A 22,944-nucleotide genomic window follows, 5' to 3' on the forward strand; every position below is an offset into this window, starting at 1 on the left:
CCGCAAAAAGTCAAATCGGTTTTCCCGTCCCGCATCGATTTTCCGGCGGGAAAGCGCGCATCGGGTTTGAAAAACGTGGTTCCGGCGTGTATGTTCCTGCCTTTGCAAGTTCAGTTTCAGGAGATGCGCCAGTGAAAATATCGATCGTCACCATTGTCCGCAACAATGCGTCCCAGATCCGGGAGACCATGGATTCCGTGCTGAATCAGGGATTCCCCGATCTTGAATACATCGTCATCGACGGCGCCTCCACCGACGGCACGGTCCGGGAAATCGAAGCGTACGGCGACCGTCTCGCCGCCTTCGTGAGCGAGCCGGACGGCGGCATCTACGACGCGATGAACAAAGGCATCGCCCGGGCAACCGGCGACGTGATCGGCCTCATCAACGCGGGGGACTCCTACCGCCCCGGCGCTCTGGCACTGGTCGAAAAAAGCTTTCGCGGACGCGAGCTCGACCATTCGATCTTCTGGGGCGACGTGATCTACGAAAAGCAGGGACTCGTGCGCGGCTTCCGTCCGCACAACCTGTTCCGCGGCGCGTTTGCCCCGCACCCGTCGATGTTCGTGCCGCGCCGGGTCTACGAGCGGATCGGCGTCTACGACTCCTCGATGCGCTACCTCGGCGACTACGACTTCATGTACCGGGCGGTCAACGTGCACAAGCTCGACGTCATCTACGTTCCGGAGCCGGTGGCCTTCTACCGCGAGGGCGGCTGTTCCGACCGCCACATCGCCGGCTGCCTGCGCGACGAACTGAAGGTAAAACTCCGTTACGGACAGAACCCGGCCAAGGCGAAAACCGAATATTTTCTGAAGTTAATCAAGAATCTGCCGCGAATCCTGCTTGCAAAATGATGAAACGCGGATATATTAACCGGATGTATGTGATTGAATGAGTGAACTTACTGACAACGATAAGGAGCAGAATAAAATGTACGCGATTATCAAGACCGGCGGCAAGCAGTTGAAAGTCAAAACCGGCGACATTGTGGAAGTCGAGAAGCTCGACGTGGAAGTCGGCGGCAAAGTCACCTTCAGCGAGGTCCTCGCGGTCGGCGAAGAGGGCGGCAAGCTGAACGTCGGCACCCCGATGCTCGAGGGAGCGACCGTCGCGGCCGAAGTCAAGGACCAGTTCCGCGCCAAGAAGATCGTCGTTTTCAAGATGAAGCGCCGCAAAGGCTATCGCCGCACCCAGGGTCACCGGCAGAGCCTGACCCGCGTCGAAATCGGCGAGATCAAAGCGTAACAGCGGAAAGAAGGGCGCCATGCAGTACGATGCGAACGGAGCGCTGCTCACGACCGAAATTCCGGGCGTGAAGCTCGTCAACCGCGGCAAGGTGCGCGATGTCTACGACCTCGGCGACGCGCTGCTCTTCGTTGCGACCGACCGGATCAGCGCCTTCGACGTGGTCATGCCCTGCGGTGTGCCGCGCAAGGGCGAGGTTCTGACGCAGATTTCGCTCTTCTGGTTCGACCTGATGCGCGACATTCCGAACCACCTGATTTCGGCCGACGTCACGACGCGTCCGGAGCTGGCGGCGTACGCGAAGGACCTGCAGGGGCGGTCGATGATCGTCCGCAAAGCGAAGGTCATGCCGGTCGAATGCATCGTGCGGGGCTACCTGGTCGGCAGCGGCTGGAAGGACTATCAGAAAAGCGGCACCGTCTCCGGCCTCAGGCTGCGCGACGGTTATCAGCAGGCGTCGAAGCTCGACGAGCCGCTGTTCACTCCGTCCACCAAAGCCGAAATCGGCGCCCATGACGAAGCGATCTCTTTCGAGGAGGTCTCGAAGCTGATCGGCGCCGGCAAGGCGGCCGCGCTGCGTGACCTTTCGCTCAAAATCTATACGACGGCCCGGGATTATGCCGAAAAGCGCGGCATCATCGTCGCAGACACGAAATTCGAATTCGGCGAACTCGACGGCAAAATCATTCTGGTTGACGAGGTCCTGACCCCGGATTCGAGCCGGTTCTGGCCCGCCGACCAGTACAAGGTCGGAACAAGCCCGGTCAGCCTCGACAAGCAGTATGTGCGCGATTACCTCGAGACGCTCGACTGGAACAAGACCGCGCCCGGCCCGGAACTCCCGGCCGACGTGGTGAAGAAGACCTCCGAGAAGTATCTCGAAGCTTATCGGATGCTGACCGGCAGATCCCTGTAACGAGAGTGCCGGAGCGAAGAAAAAGGGGCGGCTCGATGCCGCCTCTTTTCATTTACGGGAGAAGGAACGATGTTTGCGGATATTTTCGCCGGCATGGATGTAACGCAGCTTGCGGTGCTGATCGTGAGCGCGATCCTGATCGGCATCAACAAAACGGCGATTCCGGGAATCGGCGTGCTGCCGGTCATCATGCTGACGATGGCGTTCGAAGGCAGGCTCTCGACCGGGCTGCAGCTGATCATGCTGGTCATGGCCGACCTCATGGCGGTCGCCTGGTACCGGAGGAAGGCGGACTGGAAAATCATCTGGCGGCTGCTGCCGTGGGCGTGGACCGGGCTGGCGGTCGGAGCGCTTGTGCTCTGGCTGCTGCCGGAGGGGAACGACCGGCTCATGCGGATGCTGATCGGCGGAATCGTCCTCGGTCTCGCACTGCTTAACTTCATCCGCTCGCGCATTGCGCCGGACCGGATTCCGGCCGGCAAAGTCGCGGCCGGCTTCTACGGCACTCTGCTCGGCTTCACGACCCATCTCGCCAATGCGGCCGGGCCGGTCGCCGCGATCTATTTCCTGGCCATGAAGCTCCCGAAGGACAAGTACATGGGATGCAACGCCTGGTTCTTCCTGATCATCAACTGGACGAAGATGCCGCTCTTCATCGCGGACGGGCGGGTCACATTCGAGGCGCTGAAGGTCGACCTCGCCATGATACCGTTCCTGCTGATCGGCGGCGCGCTCGGCATCCTGATCCTGTCAAAGATGCCGCAGAAGCTGTTCGAGAACATCATCCAGGTGATCGTCGTGCTCTGCGCCGTCTACCTCTTTTTCTGACGACCCGGGGAGAAGCATGAACAACCGTGAATTCTGGTTCGATACGGCGGGGAAGCCGATCAACGCCCACGGCGGAGGCATGCTCGAATACGGCGGCCGCTTCTACTGGTACGGCGAACACAAGACGGAAGGGTGGGCCGGGCGGCTCGCGTTCCACGGCGTTCACTGCTACGAGTCAGCAAACCTGACGGATTGGCGCGACTGCGGCATCGTCCTGCCGGTCTCGGACGATCCGGCCAGCCCGATCGTCCGCGGCTGCCGGATCGAGCGTCCGAAAGTGATTTACTGCCGGACGACCGGAAAGTTCGTCATGTATTTCCATTCGACCGATGAGAACCACACCATCGCAAAGCGCGGCCTGGCTGCGGCGGATTCTCCGGAGGGACCGTTCGTCTTTCTCGGCGCCGCCCGCGTCAACGCCGGTTTTGCACCGCTTAACATGAGTGCGGAAGAGGCCGCGTTCCCGGCCGGAACGATTCCGCCGGAGCCGCAGCTGCCGAACGGGGAGAACGACGAGGTGAAACGCTACCCGATTTTCCGCCGCGACCTTGCCGCCGGACAGATGGCGCGAGACATGAACCTCTTCGTCGATGAGGACGGGACGGCCTATCACATCTATTCCTCGGAACACAACAGCACAATCCACATCGCCGAACTGACGCCGGACTGCCTCGGCTGGAGCGGCCGCTACGTCCGCGTGCTGCCGTGCGGCTGGAACGAGGGGATGGCGCTGTTCCGGCGGGGAGACGCCTGTCACCTGCTGATGTCCGGCTGCACGAGCTGGGAGCCGAATGCGGCGCGGTCGGCGAGCGCTCCGGGCGTGTTCGGCCCCTGGACTCCCGGCGGCAACCCGTGCCGCGGCCCCGGCGCCGAAACGACTTTCGGCTGCCAGAGCAGCGCGGTATTCCGGGCCGGAGAACGCTGGATTGCAATGTTCGACCGCTGGAATCCGGCCAGCTTCGACCGCAGTACCTACGTCTGGCTGGAAATCCGTTTTCTCTCCGACGGCGGCTACCGCATCGACTGGACGGACGAGATTCAGTTCGGCTGACCCCGGTCCTGTCCCCCGCGATACACTCAGGAGCTCCTGCCGCGCTGTTTCTGGAGCTCGCCGGGAGTGACGCCGCAGCGTTCACGGACGAAAGCGTGCAAATGGGTCACGTGCCGCATGCCGACCTCCTCTGCGATCTCCTTCAGACTCAGCTCGTTCCGGTCGATCAGCTCCATAATCCGGCCGAGACGGCGCCGGGCGCGGTATTCGGCGGGCTCGAGCTGATAGGCCCGGCGGAAACATTTTCTCAGGAATCCGGCGCTTGCGCCGGCTTCGCGGCTCAATTCCGCGAGGGTCTTGCGGAATCCGCGATCCGCATCAATGGCGAGGCGCAGGCGGGCGGCCGGAGTCGTGCCTTCCCGGTCCGGCGGTTCCTCTTCGGCAAACATTTCTCCGCAGATTCCGACGGTCATCCACTCGGCGGCGATCCGGTTCGCCGGTGTGCCGCTCTGCCAGAGGGAGACGACCAGCGCGAACCGTTCCCGCAGCGGCAGGGCATGCCCGGCCTTGATCCGGCGCATGTACGGGAAGCACAACAGGGAGCCGTCCTGCTCCAGCTGCTGCCGGCATGCTCCGGCGACCGGAATCAACTCCGGCATGCGGCACTGAATCACCCAGTTTTCACGTTTGCGCCCGAACCGGAAGTCGACGCGGGCGCCGGGCGGAATCATGGTCAGGAACGGCGCCGCCGCGCCGGTCAGCTTCAGCTGCTCCCCGCCGCCGGGGGGCGCGATATTCATATAGTCGAGCCCGCCGAGGCAAAGCCCGACATGGACGAACAGCGTCGTCTGGACAAAGGTCTCCGGAGCGGTATACCGCCCCGGATGGACAATTTCGAGCTGCATGATTCGAATTTTATAATAATGATGCCGTATCTGTAATAATGATGCTGAAAAGATAGTTGCAGATTTATAACTTTTCAAGTATACTTTCTGAAAAAGAAAGGTGTTTCATATGTTCTGGCAGGGAATTCTTGTTGCGCTGGTCACCGGTGCGATCTGGTGCGGCGTCGGTGTGGCGTACAGCCGGGCGGCGGAGAAAAAAGAGGGCTTCCATCTGTTTCTCCTTCTGAGCGCACTCTGCTTCCTGCTGACGAGCTGGGGGGCCGAAAGGCCCGGAGCGGCTCCGCTCCGGGAGCTTCTGACGGTTGCCGCACTGATGATTCCTGCCGGGCTCCTGAGCCAGTTCGGATTTCTCGCGCTCTGCGGAGCGATGCGTCGCGGCAGCCACGGCGTCAGCTGGGGGATTGCGCAGTCGGCCATGCTCTGCCCGTTTGCGGCCGGAATCCTGCTGTTCGGGGAAGCCGCGACGCCCTGGCGGCTCGCCGGCATGGCGATTCTGCTCGGCAGCCTCGTGCCGCTCGGCTGGCCCTCCTGCACAAAGCGCGCGGCCGGGCGGGCGCACCGGATCTTTCTGCTGTTCGCGTTTCTCGCCTTTCTGCTGCTCGGCGCGCAGCAGACGCTGACGCTCGTGCCGAACCGGCTGCCCGGACTCGGCCCCGCGGCGCTCAGCTGGCGGATTCCGCTGTTGAGCCTCGGCGGACTTATCTGGATCGTCGTCGTAATCCGCCGTCGAGAGTTCGGTTTCCGGAGCGTCCTGCCGCTCGCGCTGCTGTACGGCGTCCTGGTGGCGGCCGGTCAGTGGACGATGTTCCGGGCGATCGACCTGCTGAGCCACGCCGGTGCGGCGGGAGTCGCTTATCCGGTTGCGATCGGCGGCTGCATTGCGCTGTTCTTTCTCTATGCAAAATGGATTCGCGGGGAGAAGACCGGGGTCACGGGGACTGCCGGAATTCTGCTTGCCGTGCTCGGCATTCTGCTGCTGGCATGTTAAAGGAAAGGAATACGGTTATGGGTATCAGTATCGGGCTTGTCGGCCTCGGCAGTTTCGGCAGTGCGTTCGCGCAGCTGTTCAAGGCGCATCCGCTGGTGGACCGGGTCGCGTTCTGCGACTGCGAGCCGGAACGGATCAGGAAGTTCGCCGAAGATCCGTTCTTCGCCGACAAATTCAATCCGCGCGACGCTTACGGGTCGCTCGACGAAATCTGCGCAAGCGACCTCGATGCGCTCGTCGTCATCACGCAGCCGTGGCTCCATGCGCCTCAGTGCATTCAGGCGATGGAGTCCGGGAAGGAGGTTTACAGCGCGGTACCGCTGACCTGCCTGCCGGACTCGGACGAAGTGCTCGACTGGTGCGGCCGGATCATCGAGACATCGAAGCGGACCGGCAGACACTATATGCTCGGCGAAACCACCTGCTTCCGCCCGCAGGCGATGTTCTGCCGCCGGAAGGCGCTGGCCGGGGAGTTCGGCGACTTCGTCTATGCCGAGGGCGAGTATATGCACGACGTCGACAGCGCATGCAGCCTGCGCGAGGTGATGCGCCGCCGCACCGCCGGCCGGATCGGCAGCGAGTGGCCGGCGAAGGAGGAGCAGTACGCGCGCAGCGGCAAGCTGTCGACGCCGATGAATTACCCGACCCACTCCGTCAGCGGGCCGGTCTTCTGCATGGGAACACGGGCGCGGAAGGTCGCGGCGTTCGGCTGGCGGAACCGTACCGGCGATTCGTATTTCCGCCATGACGAATTCAGCAATGTGACCGCGCTCTTCGAGCTTGCGAACGGCGCTTCGATGCGTGTGGCCGAGATGCGCGAACTTGCCGGGCAGATCAGTCCGCTCGAAAACGAGACGTTCCGGATCATCGGCACGCGCGGATCGTTCTCCGAAAACGTCTGGTATTACAACGGACGCACGGACGAGACCGATGCAATCCGCCCGGAGCAGAGGACCCGCTACACCGATGCGGAGCTTTTCGACCCGCTCCCGCCGGAGGTGCGCGAAGCGTTTCTCACCGTCCAGAACCGTTCGTCCGGCGATCTGCAGAACCGCGACTTCGTGCCGCAGGGTCACGGCGGCTCGCACCCGTACCTCGTCCATGAGTTCGTCACAAGCGTTTACGAGCGCCGCCAGCCGCTCGTGAACGCATGGGAGGCCGGCCACTATATGGCGATGGGCATGGCCGCCAACCGTTCCGCCCGCCGCGACGGCGAACTGACTCCGGTTCAGGACTGGGGATTCGCACCCGAATTCTGATTTTCCTCCCGATTTTTCCGTCATAACCGGCTTGACTTTTCCGGAAAGCCGGTTATTTTATATTTAAACATATAAACAATTGTTTAATCGTTGAATCAGGGAGAGGCCGATGGCAATGCAGGAAACACCCGTATGCAGCTGTACCGTAATTCATGAGGATGCAGTTCAAGCGGTAAAAAAACAGCTCGATTCGGAGCTGATGCTCGCGCGCATGGCGGAAATGTTCAAGGTGCTGGGGGATGCGACCCGGCTGGGAATCATCAACGCGCTTTTGCTCTCGGAGCTCTGCGCCTGCGACATCGCGGCGATCATGCGGATGAGCCAGCCTGCCGTGGCGCATCATCTGAAAATTCTGCGGCAGACCCGCCTGGTGAAATGCCGCAAGGTGGGAAAAGTGGTTTATTATTCGCTGTGCGACGGGCATGTCGGCATGCTTTTCGACCAGTGCCAGACTCATGTGAGGGAAGAATGAAGCAGGTTTTCTACATTCGCAACCTTGCCTGTGCGGAGTGCGCCGGCAAGATCGAGGCCGGAGCCCATCGGCTTCCGGGGGTCCGCAGCGCCCGGCTGAACTTCGCTTCCGGCCGGATTGCGCTTGAACTCGACGACCGCTCCGCCGAACGGAAGGTGCGGGACGGGCTGGCCCGGCTGGTCCGGCAGATCGAGCCCGATGCCGAACTGCACGATGCGGAGGAGCACGCTCATGCTCACGACCATGCGCATCCGTCCGGGATACTGCCCCTGATCGTGATCGGCATCTCGGCGGCGGCGTTCGCGGCAGGCTGGATCTGCTCGGCATACGACCTCCCGAAACCGGTGTCGACCGGATTGTTCGTCGCCGTCTACCTGCTCTCCGGCTGGCGGGTGCTGCTGACCGCGTTCCGCCATCTGTTCACACGCGATCTCTTCGACGAGAATCTGCTGATGACACTGGCCACGTTCGGCGCGTGGGCGGTCGGCGAATCCGCCGAAGCGGCGGCCGTCATGCTTTTCTTCCACATCGGAGAATATTTTCAGGCGCTGGCGGTCGAACGCTCGCGGCGGTCGATTGCGGAACTGATGGATATCCGTCCCGATTTCGCCAATCTGCTGAAAGACGGCACGGTCAATGTGGTCGCGCCGGAAGCAGTCGAGCCCGGCGACCGGATTCTCGTCCGCCCCGGGGAGCGTGTGCCGCTTGACGGCGTGGTCCGCTCCGGCTCCTCGCAGCTCGACACGGCGGCGCTGACCGGCGAATCGAAGCCGCGCCGCATCAATGCCGGAGATGCGGTCCTGAGCGGGACGATCAACCTCTCCGGCGTGCTGGAAATCGAAGTGACCGCCCGCAGTGCCGATTCGACGGTCAGCCGGATTCTGGCCGAAGTCGAAAATGCCGCAAACCGCAAGTCGAAGAGCGAAAACTTCATCACCCGTTTCGCCAGAATCTACACACCGGCGGTTTTCGGCGCGGCGATTCTGCTCGCCGTGCTTCCTCCGCTTCTCGCCGGTGCGGCGTGGGGTGTCTGGATTTACCGCGCGCTGGTCTTTCTCGTGATCTCCTGCCCGTGCGCGCTGGTGATCTCGGTGCCGCTTTCGTTCTTCGCCGGAATCGGCGGGGCGTCGCGCCGCGGCATCCTGTTCAAAGGCGGCAACTACCTCGAGACGCTGGCCAGCGTCAAAGCGATTGCGTTCGATAAAACCGGCACGCTGACGCAGGGCCGGTTCGAAGTGCGCGAAGTGTTCCCGGCGGCAGGGGCCGATCCGGACCGGCTGCTTGAGCTCGCTGCGCATGCGGAGCTCAGCTCGAGCCATCCGATCGCGCCCTCGCTGCGCAAAGCCTGGCCGGGAGCGGTCGATCCCGGCCGCGTCGGTGCGGCCGAGGAGATCGCCGGGCGAGGAATCCGGGCGACTGTGGACGGTTCTGAAATCCGGGCCGGCAGCCGTCTGCTGCTCGAGGAAGCCGGAATCGCGGTTCCGGAAATCCGTGCGGAGGGGACGCTTATCTACCTGGCTGAAGGCACACGTTACCTCGGCTGCGTGGCGATCGCCGACGCGCTGAAGCCGGACGCGGTTTCCGCCATGAAGGAGCTGCGCCGGTGCGGCGTCGACCGGTTGATTCTGCTGACCGGCGACAATCGCGAAACGGCGGAACGGGTGGCCCGGCAACTTGGAATCGACGAAGTCCGCGCCGAACTGCTCCCGACCGGAAAAGTCGCCTGTCTGGAAGAGATCATGAAACACCTGAAGCCGGATGAAAAGCTCGCTTTCGTCGGGGACGGAATCAACGATGCGCCGGTGCTGTCCCGGGCCGACGTCGGCATTGCGATGGGAGGGCTCGGCTCGGACGCCGCGGTCGAATCGGCCGACGTGGTGCTGATGACGGACGAACCGTCGCGCATCGCACCGGCGATCCGGATTGCGCGCCGGACGCTTGGAATCGTGCGCGGCAACATTGCGCTCGCGCTTGGAATCAAAGGCGCGGTGCTGCTGGCCGGGGCGTTCGGCTTCGTTTCGATGTGGGGAGCGGTTTTCGCGGACGTGGGTGTAACGCTGCTGGCGATCCTGAACGCCCTCCGCGCGCTGGGCGGCGTAAAATCCCGCTGAAACGCCGGCCGCCCGGAGAAGATGTGTTTTTTTCCGAAGCCGACTGGATTTTTGACCGATGGGAGGCTATTTTATGAACGCCTCCCCTCAGCCCGGGTGGCGAAATGGCAAACGCAACTGACTTAAAATCAGTTAGGGAAACCTTTACGGGTTCGAGTCCCGTCCCGGGTACCATTTTAACCTCAGAATGTAAGATTTTGTGCCGTTTTGTGCCACTCTTGCCTTTCAATCCTCGAAATCAGTGGTATTTTAGCTCACGAGGATAGTTATGAGGAAACAGGGCAATGGCGAGGAAAGTCATGAAGCAGGAAGTCGGTACCATCTACCAAAAACCGAACGGGACATATCATTACCGTTATCAGATCAACGGTGAACGCAAGTCGATCAGCCTGAAAACTAAAAATCAGGAAGAAGCGAAGCGGAAAGTCAAAGAGCTGCTTCCGGTTCTGAAAGCGACCAGCATGGAAGTCGTTTCGGCGCACGTCGCTCACGCGCGCAATCTGATTGAGCCTGTAAATGTATTGTTGCTTACCGAAACGTGGAATGTTTACTCAAAACACCCGAACCGTGCCACTCCTGCGACTGTTAACGAACGTCTCGCCTACGAAGCAGACTGGAGAGATTTTTTGAAGTCTCTTCCGAAAGGCTGTCAATATCTCCACGAAGTGACGCCGGAACTGGCCGAAGCCTACGCACAAAAGCTCCGGGAACGTCAACTGGCCGTTGATACGCACAACCGCAAGATCAAACGGCTGCGGAAAATCTTCTCTACGCTTACCGAGTATTGTCCCGATGGTAATCCCTTTCATTCTTCTGTACTCTGGCGTAAAGACCGCGAGGAGCAGGAACACAATACACGTCGTCTCGCCTTTACTCGCGAACAGGAACAGGCATTGCTGGACGTACTGGCCGATTCTACGCACAAGGTGAAGAACAAACCGGAAATCCGGGTCATCTATCATTTGGGGATGTTTACTGGCCAACGGCTGAAAGACTGCGTTCTGCTGCAATGGCATAAGGTTGATCTTGAACGGCGGCGCATCTGGGTCAAGCAATTCAAGACCGGAAAAGAAGTCACGATTCCAATTGCTGATCAGCTATTGACGGTGCTTCAGGAAGCATTGGCATGGAAACGAGATGAATATATCTGTCCGAACTGTGCGGCTCGATATAAGCAGAAAGACGCCAACGGCAAAGATGTCGGATGCAATAAAGTCGGCTTGGATATCCTCCGGGTGATCCGCTGGATCGGGTTGGAGCCATCCGTGGAGGTGCCGGGCCGCAAGAAGAAGGCAACGGTCTACGGCTTTCATTCCCTGCGCCACAGCTTTGCCAGTCATTGTGCTGAAGCTGGTGTCCCGAAAGCCGTATTGCTTTCAATCCTCGGCACCGATTCTGATATAGCTGATAAATACTATATTCATATTGGAGAGGAGGCCCAAATGGAAGCGATTGCCGCTGTCGCGTCCATCACGACCAAATCCGATCGCCAGCGGATCGAAGAAGCATTGAAGTTGCTCGATACTCCCGATATCCCTACCGAGGAAATTTTGAACCGTGTCCGGCACGTACTGAAAGCATAAATGCTTATTTACGATAGCTTATTAGTTGAAACTGAGCCTCCAGAAAATGAAACTGGGGGGCTTGCTTTTTGAAACGTTTCACCCTTGAAATGAGTCTGTAAGCGGAGAATTTGAAACAACGATTTTGAGATTTTGAGCGTAAAATCTCAACAGATATTTATATCCCCAATCTATCCGGAAATCCAGTTTCATTCGCATATCCTTTTTCGTTCAGTTCAACGGTGACTCAAGCAAAGCCCCAGGTCAAAAGTGCAATAACAGATGATGGCAACAATGGCGAATATCTATAAATTTACCCCGCTTCTGATTATTTCTCAAGAGGATGGACCAGAGTATCGAAAAGCAACCCCATCTGATAACAGATTGTTTCTCCGGGAGCCAGCAGTTTGCCGAATTGATTGATTGTTACGGTCGGAGTCGCAACCATTCAACGAGGCATTGGTCGGTTCCAAACCGAGAACGTAAGCGTTGCGTGAAGGCCTTTTCCATATGTACCAGATACGGTAGGACCGCTGTATCATAACGGACTATTACGGCAATCCCGAGAGGCCGGTTGAGAATACGCATCTGTGCCCATCCGGCTGCATCGGAGGCAACTTGTGCCGAAAACAATATTCCACGAAGCCAATCAGCGGCGGCGGATAAGGGTTCCACTCTGCAATTCCGGCTGTGGCGTAGGCGTTACGCGGTTCAATCCGATGGGGAGGGGCTTCAAATTCCAAGACGGGACTGATGAGCGGATAACCTAAGTTGCAGTGATGAAGTATTTCGGTAAACTCGGCCGCTTCGCCATGATTGGTTACGCGGTCTGCGATGTAAATCCGGTTGTCGCCATAGGCGGTGTGAATAGAACGTCCCAATGAAAGATTGGAGCTGAAAAGATGCCTTTGCGCAAAATGCCGGAAATTTCAATCCGCTACCGCTACAGACATCGACAATGTGTTGTCTCCGGCCGCTTCCTTCTTCTGGACGGGAGAGGCGTACGTAGCAAAGCTGGTCTGGATGGGCCAGATAGGGGCGTGCCGTTTCAAACTCCAGATTCATTTTACGCTTTCCCGTTTGAGCGGAACATCAGGATTTTATCACGCCTCACCCGGTCGCCTGTTTCCGGAATGCGACTTTTTTCCTGATTCAATAGCAGGAATTTTCCGTACCGCATTTGTCAGGCGATTTGCCGATCGCTCTCCGATACCGTTTCTTCGCCGATGACCAGTTTGCTCAGGATGACGCGGCGGCGGCAGCAGAATTCCGCAAGCTGCCGCATCTTCTCCGGATCGTCGCCGCGGGTGGTGACCAGCAGCTTGTCGAACGGCTGCTTCTCATAGACCTCCCCGAGCTGTCGGCTGCCGCCGAACACAGGAAAACCGTAGACGTGCAGTCCGGCCAGCACCGGGTCGTCGTCGATGATTCCGACGATCTGCTCCCTGTCGCCGGATTTCTGCGCGCAATACAGCGTGCTGATGAAAACCCGGCAGTTGAGTCCGCCGCCGTAAATCAGCAACCGCAGACGGTCCGGCGCCTGATGCTGCAGATCGAGCTTCCGGAACCAGAACCACTCCGCATAGTGAATCAGCAGCCGTTCCCCGACGATCAGCAGCACGCTCAGTGCCGAAAAAACGATCGATCCGCCGATAAACTGCCGCAGATCAATGCTGTACAGCTGCGCCATATTCCGATATTCGAGCAGAAACAGCAGCGAACAGGCCAGGACCGAACCGAGAAGCAGCAGCATTTTCAGCCGGCAGTAGTCGTTGATTCCGGCCCGCAGCCAGTAGACCCGGTAAGTGCCGGAGAGGCAGAGCAGCAGCGCGAGCGGTCCGAACGTGCAGAGGAAAATCCGCAGATTGCCGGCCGTTCCGCAGGTCGTCCAGCAGGCCGTCACGAACGACACGCCGATCAGAAAAAAGTCAATGAACGGATGTACGAGGTTGATCAGCAGTCCGCGCCGCGGCTTGATCAGCCCGTTCCGGATCAGCCGGGCCGAAGCGTACAGTTCGACCCCGGCCAGCTGCCGGATCGCGATCAGGACGCCGAGCAGCAGCAGGATATAGCCGATCGCCAGAGTCGAATGGCGCAGAAAGAGCAAAAGCAGCGCCGCGGCCGCGAATCCGCAGCCGATCAGATACATCAGAAGGGCGGTCGTGGTCTGCTTGCGCGTTTCGCGCAGCAGCCGGTGGTGCAGATGGTCCTGGTCGCCGTCCATGATGCCGCCGGAATGCGGATCAAGCAGTTTCCGGGCGCTGCGCCGCCAGATGGCGAGAACCACGTCGAAGAGCGGAACCCCGATCGCCAGCAGCGGCAGCAGCAGCGAGGTCGCCGTCACCGCACGGTCGATGGTCGAAAGCCCGGTAATCGCAAAGATCAGCCCGAGGAACGTACTGCCGGTGTCCCCGAGGAAAATCCGCGCAGGATGGAAGTTGTAGCGCAGGAAGCCGAAACATGTGCCGGCCAGAATCTGCATGCTCATCGCCTCCGGCGCGTGTCCGCCCGCCGGCAGGAACCAGATCGCCATGCATCCCGCCGACACGATCGCGAGTCCGGAAGCGAGCCCGTCGAGTCCGTCGATCAGGTTGAACGCGTTCAGGATGACGATCACCCAGCCGACCGTCAGCGCCAGCGAAAGAAACCACGGGACCGGCCAGCCGAGAATCGTGTAGTCGCAATCCATGTTGAACCAGACGATCAATGCCACGACGATCTGAACCGCGAGCTTCAGTTTCGACTTCAGTTCGCGGCGGTCGTCCACAATGCCGAGCGCACCGAGCAGTGCCGCCGGAACCAGCAGCCGCGCCAGAAGCTCCCGGGATTCCGGCAACGGAGAATGAAGCGCATAGAAGCCGAGCGCCGTGAAAAACGCCAGAATCACCGCAATGCCCCCGCCGCGCGGGACCGCATGCTCATGAATGTGCCGTCCGCCCGGCTTGTCCACATAGCCCAGGCGCGGCAGCACACGAATGCAGACCCGCGTCAGCAGCACCGACAGGCAGCAGCCGAACAGCGGATACAACACGAATCCCCCGTGAGAAGAGAAAAAATCAAACGACATAGTCATCAATACGTCTTTTCCTTCACATCTGTATCAATGAAGTTTTTTCAACGGTATTTCAGACAAAAGCGCAGAACGGTTAACCGTTCAATTCTCGGCTTGCGGTTGTACAGAGCGTGTCGATCCAGTGATTGACACGAAGCTGTTCCTCCGCTTCGACCAGAATCCGGATTTTGTTTTCCGTTCCGGAATAACGGACAATCGTGCGGCCGGACTCTCCAAGCTCGGCATGGCATGCCTCAATGGCGGCCGGCAGTGCCTCAAGCTGTGCCAACGGGATTTTGCGCGCCACCGGAAGCGAACGAATTTCCTGCGGAAAAACATCCATAAAGGCTGCAAGTTCCGCAAGAGTTTTGCCGGTCCGAACCATCAATTGCAGCACATGCAGCGCGGAAATGAGCCCGTCGCCGGTGGTGGCATAATCCATGAAGATGATGTGTCCGGACTGTTCGCCGCCGACGTTGAAGCCTCCTTCACGCATACGTTCGATGACATAACGATCACCGACATCGGTAACTTCGATCCGGATTCCATGCTGCTTCATCGCACGATGCAATCCCAGATTGCTCATACCGGTAACGACGACCGTATCACCGGCAAGCCGACCTCTGTTTTTGAAATCCAGCGCAACCATGCCAATAATGCGGTCGCCGTTGACTTCGCAGCCGTCGGCATCGCAAAAGATGACGCGGTCGGCATCGCCGTCGAGGGCGATACCGGCATCGGCGTGATGTTCCCGAACCAGACGGCCGATATTCGCCGGATGCATCGCTCCGCAATTTTCATTGATGTTGAGTCCGTCGGGAGCAACACCGCTTTCAATAACCTCCGCTCCGAGTTCACGCAGGATCAGCGGAGCAATCGAATAAGCGGCGCCGTTGGCGCAGTCGACCACCACCCGAAGCCCGCGAAGCGCATGGTTGCCGATGGAGCCTTTTGCAAACTCAATATAACGACCGCGGGCATCGTCCAGGCGATACGCTTTGCCGATCCGGTCGACCGTGACTCCATCTCCCCCGGCAGTTATGGCCGCTTCGATTGCAAGCTCCACCTCGTCCGGCAGTTTGAAGCCGTCGGCGGCAAAAATCTTGATCCCGTTATCGCCGGCGGGATTGTGACTCGCGGTAATCATGATGCCGCAGTCGGCACCCATCGATCGTGTCAGATGAGCGACCGCCGGTGTCGGCATCGGCCCGACCTCAAGCACATCCATTCCCATACTAAGCAGTCCGCTCGTAATAGCGTGTTCAAGCATATAACCCGAAATCCGGGTATCTTTGCCAAGTACGGCTCTGCCACGCCTAGAACGGGCTGTTCCGAGAACGCGGGCAACCGCCTGACCGACCTGCAACGCCACATCGGCGGTGATCGGATAACGGTTCGCTTCCCCTCGAATTCCGTCGGTACCAAACAGTTTCTTTTTCATAGCTTACATTCTCCCGTCAAAATACATCATGACAAATTCAAAATCATATATCCCGAACAGTCCGCTCAATTCCTTCATCAAGGATGATTTGCGGTTTCCTCCCGACCATGTGCCCCTTACTCGAATCCATGCTTTTCACGTCTTTACTCCACAGTCACACTCTTGGCCAGATTGCGCGGCTGGTCGATTTCACATCCACGTTCCGCGGCGATGTAATATGCAAAAAGTTGCAGTGCAACCGCCGTCGGCAACGGCGCGACAAAGCGACTGCACGGCGGAATTTCGATGACATCCTGTGTCAGGTCGCGGATCGCCCGGTCGCCGCGGGTGGCAATCGCCACAACCGGCGCCTTGCGTGCACGACACTCCTGAATATTGCCAAGTATCTTGTCCCGGCCAGGAATGTCATTCGCCAGCGCCATGACCGGATGCTTCTCGTCAAGCAGCGAAATCGGTCCGTGCTTGAGTTCAGCGGCATGGTATCCTTCAGCATGGATGTAACTGATCTCTTTGAGCTTGAGCGCGCCCTCCAGCGCCGTCGGATAGAGGCAGCCGCGCCCAATAAAAAAGAAATCATCGACATGCGCGTAGCGGGAAGCGATTTTTTTAATCTCCAGCGCCTGTTCCAACACCTCCCGGATCAGATCCGGAATCTGTTCGATTTCCGCAACAAGCTCCGCTCCCCGACTGCGGCTGAGCCGCCGATTGCGGCCGAGCAGCAGTGCAAACAGCAGCAGAACCACCACCTGACTCAAAAACGCTTTGGTCGACGCCACGCTGATTTCGGGTCCGGCATGCAGGTAAATACCGCGCCCGGCCTCACGGGCGATAGTCGAACCGACCACGTTGCAGAGCGCCGTGACGATCGCACCTTTGGCAGCCGCTTCCCGCACCGCCGCGATCGTATCGGCAGTCTCCCCCGACTGGCTGATCGGAATCACCAGCGTATTCGGCTCAATGATCGGATTGCGGTAACGGAACTCCGCCGCCTGCTCAACTGAGGTCGAAATACCAGCGAGGTCCTCGAAATAGTATTCTCCCACCAGTCCCGCGTGCATGCTGCTCCCGCAGCCGGCGATGACGATATGACCGATCTGCAGCAGCTCACGCGGCGATAATCCAATGCCGGAGAGAATGGCGGAAGCCATTTCGTGATCAAGCCGACCGCGAATTGCATTTTCGACTGTCTCCGGCTGCTCGAAAATCTCCTTGAGCATGAAATGCGGATAATTTCCCTTCTCAGCCGCTCCCGTCTCCCAGTCGATTTTCGCAATTTCACGTTCGATCGGCACATTTCGAATATCACGCAACTCAATTTTTTCCGGGGTAATGGCAGCGATATCGCCGTCATTCAGATAGATCACCTGTCGGGTATGAGCCAGAAGCGCGGCAATATCGCTCGCAACAAAGTTCTCCCCTTCTCCGATCCCGACGACGATCGGACTGCCTTTCCTGACCGCGACAATCAGCCCCGGATGCCGATCCGACACCACTTCGATGCCGAGAAAAACTCAATTTTTTACGAGTTTGAATTGAGTAAAATCCTCAAACATCCAATTGTTTTTTAATGTTCGATACACGATATCGAGGAATTTGCGAGCCAAGGCGATATTGGCTTTCGCTCCTCCCCGCCGACTTTTAACAGATTCATGAAAGGCATGGAGATACGGGCTGTACCGTTTTGCGATCAGCGCACATTGAACCAATGTAGTCCGGGCGATTTTGCTGCCGTTCTTCGTGATTCGTCCATGACAGACCGTATCATTTGAATTGCTTACTCTCGGGACGATTCCGATATAAGCCGCAAGCTGCTTCGAAGAACGGAAGTCATGGATATTGCCGATTGTCGAGAGCAAAGTCGCCGCGCCTTTCGATCCGATTCCTTTAATGGATTTCAGGTTCTTGAACCCGTCCATCTTACTGCCATGATCCTCAATCGCCTTATCCAATTTTTCAATGCTTTGATTCAAACTGCGAATTTGTTCGACGACCACGAACATTTCCGTATCGGTGATCGGGTCAAAGTGAAAGCTCAGAGCTTTCCGAAGCCCGGTCTCCGTGGATAACTCCTCTCGCTTCAAAACAATGAAATTGGCGGCCAGCAGATTGTTGACCTTGTTTTTCAAGACGGTACGCAACTGAACCAGCTTTTCCCTGGTCTGCGTCAGACTTGAAATCTTCGCCTGTAAATCGTCTTTCATTCTTACCTCCGGAAGCATATCCTTTTCCAGAAACTCCGCCAACACTTTCGCGTCGTGCCTGTCCGTTTTTTTCGTGGACATGCTGATCACTTTAAACTGCGACGGATTCACCACTACAAGCCGTCCCACATGAGCTTTCAGGAAACGGCAAAACATAAACGTGTTGCCGGTCGCCTCCACCGCCATGACCGTATTCTTTCCGAGCAGTGAAGCAAAACCTTTCAGATCACTGATTTCGCACTTGCCGATTTTCTTCTCTTCGCCGTTTTCCCGGATACAATAGGTGAAGTTGTTCCGGTGCAAATCCACTCCCACAAAACTTGTCATCATAATTTGCCTCCATTCGTTTTTCACGAATCGAAGCGGAACTGCTGTCACGGCCTCACCATCCTCCTATACAGAGTAGTCGATTCTACATCGCTCTCTACGGTGGCGCTCTGGTTTACAGATCTGACTAATCTCCTGTCCGGGGTCATTCTCGTCTCCGAGGCGCCTCATTGAAAAATTCAGTCTGCAACCTGTCCGCTTCCATACGTGTAAGTTAATCGCCATAAATTACACGCCGCAAGCAGAAACCGCGAACGTCAGTCATTTATCATACCATCTCCTGTAAAATTAGGTGATTTACTATACCACACAAAAACATTATCCTCAGGATTTGGCATGAAAAACAGATAAATTAAGCAGGAATCGCCAAATCCTGAGAGTAGCCAGATGATGAGGATAAAGCCGGATATTCTAACATTAGAATATCCCGCTGAGATTCAAATGAGGAGAATTTCAATCGGAAGACGTAACTGGCTTTTCACCGGAAGCGAGACCGGCGGACAGAATCTGGCCATCCTGTTTTCCTTCGCGGCGACCTGCAAGGCCAACGCCGTCAACTACCGTCAATGGCTGGAAGACGTTCTGATCCGTATCAATACCACTCCCGCATCGCAGATCGACTCTTTGCTTCCTCAAAACTGGGAACCTCAACCCATCTCCGAAATATCCCGTTAAAGCCACACGAACGCGCCTCTGAGCAATTTCAACTGGAATCCCGCATCTCTGCCGGTCAAGACGAAAAATCCATCCTGACGCATTCAAAGGCAAAAAATCACGACCAAAAATTTTGCTCTCCACACCTATCCCATGGGGGTGACTGTTGGCTTACCAAGCGCTTGCCGCCGTTCTGCCCGATGATGAACAGCCGCTGCGAGAACTTCATTCGCGCCTTGAAAACGGAATGTATGGACAAAATCATATTCAGGACGCGGAAGCAGATTCGGCTTGCCGTTACAGAATTTCTGGAGTATTGGAATCATTACCGTCCGCACGAAGGACTCGGAGGAAAAATGATTCAGCCCTATCCGCAGAATCCCGGCGGCAACCTTGTCGAAGTATCATTCCTCGGCGGCTTGCTTCACGGCTACAAGCGAGAGGCTTTGGCGGCATGATGGGCAAAAAGGAATTAAAACACCCTCCGTATGCCGCGATGTTTCTATGTCCGTGTCGGTACTCCCGAAAATAGCTGTTTCCCGCAGGAATATTGAATCGCGGAAACTGCGGACATAAAAAATTGAGGCTAAAACAAAAATAGACGACTTTCAGGTTTAAAAAGAACCCTCCAGCAAATTTTCGGAAGTGATGCGAAAGCAGTTTGAGGAGGAGTTGGAGAAGTCTGACCAGGCGACCCCGGAGGGCGAGCTGGCGAAGGGGTTTGTAAGAAAGCTGGGCGAAAATATCTTCGCGCTTTTCACGCCGATTCTTTAAAAAAGAAAAAAAGCCGCGAAGCGGTTAAAATCCCCACTACAGTGGGGTCGCGGTCCAGCGGCGAAACCGCTGGTCGCTCCCCCGGCGTACTTTACCATCCAATCAGCAAAAGTGGCAGTGGCGCGTTGCTGCATCCGGAAATCTTTGCATAGGCCCGGCCCCCGCAACACTCCCCTGCTTCCCCATGCCTATTCTTTTACAAAGACGTAGAGTGTCGCTTTTTTGAGGTTTTTGCCGGAATTGCTGAAGGTCCAGTCGGGGTTGCCGTCGGCGTTGTTGCCGATGCCGATGTCGGCGTTGGCGTTCGCTCCGAAGCAATTGTAGGCGAAGACAGTCTGTTTTTGTTGGAAGTTATGGATCTGCATACAGCCGTAACCGATTTCGGGAGCGCTCTTTTCATCGCCGAAATCATATTTGCCGTCATCGGCGCCCGGAACGTTCGCCGCGTTGCGTTTGCCATAGTTGTTCGGCCAGAATTCGATATTTCCCTCGGTGAAGTTTCCGTTGCTGACGCCATCGACGTTGCTGAGGACGTGGAGGTTTTTGACGCGCTGCTGGAAGGTTGCTCCGGTGGATTTCACCGGCACGCCGAGCTGTTTCGCGTTTTGGGTGAAGGGGTCCATGGCGGCGGAAACGAACTGGATGGATCCATCCAGCTTCTCCAGCACGACGAAGTAAGTCACGCGGGAGATGTTGCCGGTAATGCCGTCACTGTTGTCGATGACGTAGTTGACCCGGGTCTTGTCGACGGAACCGTAACCGCTTTTCAGGTTGTATTCGTAGACGAGTTTGTGGTTGGTTTTGAGGGCGTCGAACAATTTTTCCCGGGTCGGCGCTTCGCCGAAACGGAAAGCGCCGAGCATCAGACCGGCTTCGTTGGCGAGCTTGCCTTCGTTGACATGGTTCCACAGATAGCGGAGATGTTCCGGTTTCTCGACTTTGTCGGAGGAGACGACGAGTTGCGTTCCCTTGATTTCAACTTTGGCGGGGAAAAATTCCTGTTCGGCGCCGGCGACTTCAAAGTGCGGGATGTCGTTGCCGCCGATCACCTTCCAGCTTTCCAGGTGATCGAAGTCGAGAATGAAGGCCTTGCCCTCCTTCCTGCGGGATTTGAGTTTCGGCGAATCCGCTTTGATATCGGTTTTGCCGTAGTCGCGGTTGAGTGCGAGGTAAGCGAGCCGTTTGCCGACGGTTTCCTTATCGCCGGGGTGGATATCCCTCACGTCGCCGACGTCGTTGATGACGGCCATGCCGGCGTCTTTTTCATTGTCGGCGAACACCTGCTGCGCCTCCTGGATTTCTGCGAGCGCGGAGGGGTTGTTCCCATAGTTGTAGGGAGCGAGCTGGACGAAATAAAGTTTGAATGCGGGGTTGCGGAAAACGTCTTTCCACCCGTTCAGGAGGGCCTGCATCTTATAGCGGTAGAGCATGCCTTCGCCGCGGTTGCTTTCGCCCTGATACCAGATGCCGCCGCGCATCGCGTAGGGAACGAAGGCGCGGAGCATTTTGTTGTAGAGCACGGTCGGCTGCTGATGGTCGCGGTAGGGCAGCTGTTCGCTCGGAAATTCCGGCGGAACCGGGGGCGGTTCGCCTTTGGCGAGAGCTTGCTTGTAGCGTTCCAGCCAGGCGGAATATTCGGAGATCACCTTTTCGCTGATCTCCTTGTTCTCTTTGGTGCCGCCGATTTTGGAGTTGACGCGCCGGGCGATGTCCGCAACCTGGGGAACCGAGTTGAAGCCTTCGGGGGGGATCCACGGTTCGATGCGGGTGCCGCTCCAGTAAGCCCCGAGAATCCCGACCGGCACGTCGAGTTGGAGGGCAAGTTCGCGGCCGAAGAAGAAGGCGACCGCGCTGGCGCGTTCCAGGGCGGCGCCGGGTTTGGCGACGTGCCAGACCACCTTTTCGTTATCGGATGGGGTTTCGCTCCAGCGGTTCGGCATTTTAACGAAGCGGAGCGTGGGGATGTCGGTCTTGTCGGCGACTTCCTTGCCGGTCGCGTTCGCGTTGCGATGACAGAACCGTCCGCCGGTCCAGAGCGGCTGCTGCATATTGGATTGGCCGCTGGCGAGCCACACTTCGCCGACAAGAATGTTGTTGACGGCGACGGAATTGGCCGGGCCTGAGACGGTGAGAACGCGGTTCTCTTTGCTCGCTTCCATGGGATCGAGAGTTATGAACCATTTGCCGTCGTTCCCGGCGGTGGTTTCCCTGGTTTGATCCGCGAACTTCACGGTGACTTTTTCGCCCGGATCGGCCTTGCCCCACACGGGAACGGCCATCCGGCGCTGAAGTACCGCGTTGTCGGAAAAGACCGGAGCGACTTCCACTTTCGCCTCCGCCGCGACGGCGCCGAGAAGCAGCGCGGTTGCGGTGAGTATTTTACTCCATCTGCATTTTAACATCTGAATCTTCCTTTGTAAGTCTGACGAGCCAATTTCAAAAGTATTGGCTCATCCTTGTTGATGACTCGTTTTTTCGTGCGTCAAAACCGTTTTGGCGCACCAACTCCGACTTTTTCACAAAAAGCCACGAAAAATCAAATTTTGGGCCGTTTCCCTCCTTTCCTGTCAACGCGGGATGTTCTCGATATTCAGGCTACCTCTAAAAAACCATTTTTCAGAGTGTTTGTCACACCTGTCCTAACAATTTTCAAAATGGCGTAATTTTCTGATTACGCCCCCTCATTTTCATCTATTTCACACCAATTCTCAAAAGTAGCCCCCCTTTGTTGTAAATCAGCTGTCCTAAAAAGCGAACTCTGGTTGAAATAAATCCGGCTCCGGCGGTTTTGTGAATGGTTGATCCAACCATTGCTGTAAATCCCGATAGACGAAAAGATTCCACTTCAGAAATGTCACCAGCGTGGAGAAATGCCACTTGGCCTTCGATAAAAACTTCAGATACTTTGTCAGCAAAATAGCGATAAGCGCTGTCCAAACTTGAATCCGGACAGCGTTTTCGCTGGTGCCGATAAACGTTTTGATCTTGAAGTTCTGCTTGAGCATCTTGAAAAAGCTTTCGATTTGCCAGCGAGCCTTATAGATGTCGCCGATCGTTTGTGCGTCCAGCTCAAAATTGTTGGTTAGCAAGGTCAATGTCCGATGGTTTTCCACATCGCAGACGACCACTTTGCGGAGACGTTCCGGATATTTGTCTTGCGAACCACGCAGAAAAATGACTTCATCGCTCAAAACGGTTCCGGGATATTGCTTGAC

Annotated in this window: 20 protein-coding genes, 1 tRNA gene and 1 pseudogene; 14 read left to right on the top strand and 8 right to left on the bottom strand. The window is 57.4% G+C overall.

Going from position 1 to position 22,944, the window contains the following annotated elements; genetic code table 11:
* Nucleotides 1-131: 131 nt before the first annotated feature.
* The 5 genes from FYJ85_RS06295 to FYJ85_RS06315 all read left to right on the top strand — a co-directional run bounded on the left by FYJ85_RS06295 (nucleotide 132) and on the right by FYJ85_RS06315 (nucleotide 4,043).
* A complete protein-coding gene (locus FYJ85_RS06295) occupies nucleotides 132-857 on the top strand; it encodes a glycosyltransferase family 2 protein (RefSeq protein ID WP_154417332.1) in 726 nt (241 codons plus the stop codon).
* A gap of 76 nt (nucleotides 858-933) precedes the next feature.
* Nucleotides 934-1,248 (top strand): 50S ribosomal protein L21, encoded by a 315-nt coding sequence (rplU, locus tag FYJ85_RS06300; protein WP_106054416.1) that lies wholly within the window; start codon nucleotides 934-936, stop codon nucleotides 1,246-1,248.
* Between the two features lie 19 nt (nucleotides 1,249-1,267).
* On the top strand, nucleotides 1,268-2,164 hold the full coding sequence (locus tag FYJ85_RS06305) for a phosphoribosylaminoimidazolesuccinocarboxamide synthase (protein ID WP_106054415.1): 897 nt from the start codon (nucleotides 1,268-1,270) through the stop codon (nucleotides 2,162-2,164).
* A 69-nt stretch (nucleotides 2,165-2,233) separates the two neighbouring features.
* On the top strand, nucleotides 2,234-2,992 hold the full coding sequence (locus FYJ85_RS06310) for a sulfite exporter TauE/SafE family protein (RefSeq protein ID WP_106054414.1): 759 nt from the start codon (nucleotides 2,234-2,236) through the stop codon (nucleotides 2,990-2,992).
* A 16-nt stretch (nucleotides 2,993-3,008) separates the two neighbouring features.
* A complete protein-coding gene (locus FYJ85_RS06315) occupies nucleotides 3,009-4,043 on the top strand; it encodes a glycoside hydrolase family 43 protein (protein ID WP_154417334.1) in 1,035 nt (344 codons plus the stop codon).
* A 26-nt stretch (nucleotides 4,044-4,069) separates the two neighbouring features.
* On the opposite strand, the gene FYJ85_RS06320 is transcribed toward FYJ85_RS06315, so the two are convergent.
* On the bottom strand, nucleotides 4,070-4,888 hold the full coding sequence (locus FYJ85_RS06320) for a helix-turn-helix transcriptional regulator (RefSeq protein ID WP_106054412.1): 819 nt from the start codon (nucleotides 4,886-4,888) through the stop codon (nucleotides 4,070-4,072).
* A gap of 109 nt (nucleotides 4,889-4,997) precedes the next feature.
* On the opposite strand from FYJ85_RS06320, the gene FYJ85_RS06325 reads away from it, so the two are divergent.
* The 6 genes from FYJ85_RS06325 (at nucleotide 4,998) to FYJ85_RS06350 (ending at nucleotide 11,301) form a co-directional block, all read left to right on the top strand.
* Nucleotides 4,998-5,876, top strand: a complete 879-nt coding sequence (locus tag FYJ85_RS06325) for a hypothetical protein (RefSeq protein WP_154417336.1) — start codon at nucleotides 4,998-5,000, stop codon at nucleotides 5,874-5,876.
* 17 nt (nucleotides 5,877-5,893) lie between these two features.
* A complete protein-coding gene (locus tag FYJ85_RS06330) occupies nucleotides 5,894-7,135 on the top strand; it encodes a Gfo/Idh/MocA family oxidoreductase (RefSeq protein ID WP_206212995.1) in 1,242 nt (413 codons plus the stop codon).
* Between the two features lie 109 nt (nucleotides 7,136-7,244).
* A complete protein-coding gene (locus tag FYJ85_RS06335; protein WP_106054409.1) occupies nucleotides 7,245-7,607 on the top strand; it encodes an ArsR/SmtB family transcription factor in 363 nt (120 codons plus the stop codon).
* The gene (locus tag FYJ85_RS06340) at nucleotides 7,604-9,718 is read left to right on the top strand and encodes a heavy metal translocating P-type ATPase (protein WP_154417340.1); all 2,115 of its coding nucleotides are present in this window, start codon (nucleotides 7,604-7,606) and stop codon (nucleotides 9,716-9,718) included. The genes FYJ85_RS06335 and FYJ85_RS06340 overlap by 4 nt, the downstream gene beginning before the upstream one ends.
* A 90-nt stretch (nucleotides 9,719-9,808) precedes the next feature.
* Nucleotides 9,809-9,892 (top strand) — tRNA-Leu (locus FYJ85_RS06345).
* Nucleotides 9,893-10,017: 125 nt separating this feature from the next.
* Nucleotides 10,018-11,301, top strand: coding sequence for a tyrosine-type recombinase/integrase (locus FYJ85_RS06350; RefSeq protein ID WP_206212996.1), 1,284 nt, complete (start codon nucleotides 10,018-10,020; stop codon nucleotides 11,299-11,301).
* 530 nt (nucleotides 11,302-11,831) lie between these two features.
* Here the strand turns inward: FYJ85_RS06350 and FYJ85_RS24375 are convergent.
* From FYJ85_RS24375 to FYJ85_RS06375, 5 genes and pseudogenes are all read right to left on the bottom strand, one after another.
* Nucleotides 11,832-12,179: pseudogene (locus FYJ85_RS24375) on the bottom strand (DUF4432 family protein); the annotation flags it as partial.
* Between the two features lie 284 nt (nucleotides 12,180-12,463).
* Nucleotides 12,464-14,353 carry a hypothetical protein gene (locus FYJ85_RS06360; RefSeq protein WP_154417346.1) on the bottom strand — a complete coding sequence of 630 codons (1,890 nt, stop codon included), beginning with the start codon at nucleotides 14,351-14,353 and terminating at the stop codon, nucleotides 12,464-12,466.
* A 73-nt stretch (nucleotides 14,354-14,426) separates the two neighbouring features.
* Nucleotides 14,427-15,773, bottom strand: coding sequence for a phosphoglucosamine mutase (gene glmM, locus FYJ85_RS06365; RefSeq protein WP_154417348.1), 1,347 nt, complete (start codon nucleotides 15,771-15,773; stop codon nucleotides 14,427-14,429).
* Between the two features lie 143 nt (nucleotides 15,774-15,916).
* Nucleotides 15,917-17,263: a glutamine--fructose-6-phosphate transaminase (isomerizing) gene (gene glmS / locus FYJ85_RS06370; protein ID WP_154417350.1), complete on the bottom strand. Its 1,347-nt coding sequence runs from the start codon at nucleotides 17,261-17,263 to the stop codon at nucleotides 15,917-15,919.
* A 21-nt stretch (nucleotides 17,264-17,284) separates the two neighbouring features.
* Nucleotides 17,285-18,301 (bottom strand): IS110 family RNA-guided transposase, encoded by a 1,017-nt coding sequence (locus tag FYJ85_RS06375; RefSeq protein WP_154417372.1) that lies wholly within the window; start codon nucleotides 18,299-18,301, stop codon nucleotides 17,285-17,287.
* A 387-nt stretch (nucleotides 18,302-18,688) separates the two neighbouring features.
* On the opposite strand from FYJ85_RS06375, the gene FYJ85_RS06380 reads away from it, so the two are divergent.
* The 3 genes from FYJ85_RS06380 (at nucleotide 18,689) to FYJ85_RS24000 (ending at nucleotide 19,729) form a co-directional block, all read left to right on the top strand.
* Nucleotides 18,689-18,976, top strand: a complete 288-nt coding sequence (locus tag FYJ85_RS06380) for a transposase domain-containing protein (protein WP_154417352.1) — start codon at nucleotides 18,689-18,691, stop codon at nucleotides 18,974-18,976.
* Nucleotides 18,868-19,413, top strand: a complete 546-nt coding sequence (locus FYJ85_RS23995; protein ID WP_154417354.1) for an integrase core domain-containing protein — start codon at nucleotides 18,868-18,870, stop codon at nucleotides 19,411-19,413. The genes FYJ85_RS06380 and FYJ85_RS23995 overlap by 109 nt, the downstream gene beginning before the upstream one ends.
* A gap of 190 nt (nucleotides 19,414-19,603) precedes the next feature.
* Nucleotides 19,604-19,729 carry a hypothetical protein gene (locus tag FYJ85_RS24000; protein WP_268878719.1) on the top strand — a complete coding sequence of 42 codons (126 nt, stop codon included), beginning with the start codon at nucleotides 19,604-19,606 and terminating at the stop codon, nucleotides 19,727-19,729.
* 188 nt (nucleotides 19,730-19,917) lie between these two features.
* Here FYJ85_RS24000 and FYJ85_RS06390 read toward each other — a convergent pair whose 3' ends face one another.
* Complete coding sequence (locus FYJ85_RS06390; protein ID WP_154417356.1) at nucleotides 19,918-22,131, bottom strand: hypothetical protein; 2,214 nt, start codon at nucleotides 22,129-22,131, stop codon at nucleotides 19,918-19,920.
* 342 nt (nucleotides 22,132-22,473) lie between these two features.
* The coding region (locus FYJ85_RS06395) for a transposase (RefSeq protein ID WP_206212999.1) at nucleotides 22,474-22,944 on the bottom strand (471 nt) is incomplete at its 5' end.

Origin of the sequence: Victivallis lenta (assembly GCF_009695545.1) — a bacterium.
GTDB classification, from domain to species: Bacteria; Verrucomicrobiota; Lentisphaeria; order Victivallales; family Victivallaceae; genus Victivallis; species Victivallis lenta.

Excerpts from the sequence above, each read along its gene's own strand:
- rplU (WP_106054416.1), top strand. The coding sequence starts at position 934 with ATGTACGCGATTATCAAGACCGGCGGCAAGCAGTTGAAAGTCAAAACC.
- FYJ85_RS06305 (WP_106054415.1), top strand. The coding sequence starts at position 1,268 with ATGCAGTACGATGCGAACGGAGCGCTGCTCACGACCGAAATTCCGGGC.
- FYJ85_RS06310 (WP_106054414.1), top strand. The coding sequence starts at position 2,234 with ATGTTTGCGGATATTTTCGCCGGCATGGATGTAACGCAGCTTGCGGTG.
- FYJ85_RS06315 (WP_154417334.1), top strand. The coding sequence starts at position 3,009 with ATGAACAACCGTGAATTCTGGTTCGATACGGCGGGGAAGCCGATCAAC.
- FYJ85_RS06320 (WP_106054412.1), bottom strand. The coding sequence starts at position 4,888 with ATGCAGCTCGAAATTGTCCATCCGGGGCGGTATACCGCTCCGGAGACC.
- FYJ85_RS06325 (WP_154417336.1), top strand. The coding sequence starts at position 4,998 with ATGTTCTGGCAGGGAATTCTTGTTGCGCTGGTCACCGGTGCGATCTGG.
- FYJ85_RS06330 (WP_206212995.1), top strand. The coding sequence starts at position 5,894 with ATGGGTATCAGTATCGGGCTTGTCGGCCTCGGCAGTTTCGGCAGTGCG.
- FYJ85_RS06335 (WP_106054409.1), top strand. The coding sequence starts at position 7,245 with ATGGCAATGCAGGAAACACCCGTATGCAGCTGTACCGTAATTCATGAG.
- FYJ85_RS06340 (WP_154417340.1), top strand. The coding sequence starts at position 7,604 with ATGAAGCAGGTTTTCTACATTCGCAACCTTGCCTGTGCGGAGTGCGCC.
- FYJ85_RS06350 (WP_206212996.1), top strand. The coding sequence starts at position 10,018 with ATGAAGCAGGAAGTCGGTACCATCTACCAAAAACCGAACGGGACATAT.
- FYJ85_RS06360 (WP_154417346.1), bottom strand. The coding sequence starts at position 14,353 with ATGACTATGTCGTTTGATTTTTTCTCTTCTCACGGGGGATTCGTGTTG.
- glmM (WP_154417348.1), bottom strand. The coding sequence starts at position 15,773 with ATGAAAAAGAAACTGTTTGGTACCGACGGAATTCGAGGGGAAGCGAAC.
- FYJ85_RS06375 (WP_154417372.1), bottom strand. The coding sequence starts at position 18,301 with ATGACAAGTTTTGTGGGAGTGGATTTGCACCGGAACAACTTCACCTAT.
- FYJ85_RS06380 (WP_154417352.1), top strand. The coding sequence starts at position 18,689 with ATGATGAGGATAAAGCCGGATATTCTAACATTAGAATATCCCGCTGAG.
- FYJ85_RS23995 (WP_154417354.1), top strand. The coding sequence starts at position 18,868 with ATGGCTGGAAGACGTTCTGATCCGTATCAATACCACTCCCGCATCGCA.
- FYJ85_RS24000 (WP_268878719.1), top strand. The coding sequence starts at position 19,604 with ATGCGAAAGCAGTTTGAGGAGGAGTTGGAGAAGTCTGACCAGGCGACC.
- FYJ85_RS06390 (WP_154417356.1), bottom strand. The coding sequence starts at position 22,131 with ATGTTAAAATGCAGATGGAGTAAAATACTCACCGCAACCGCGCTGCTT.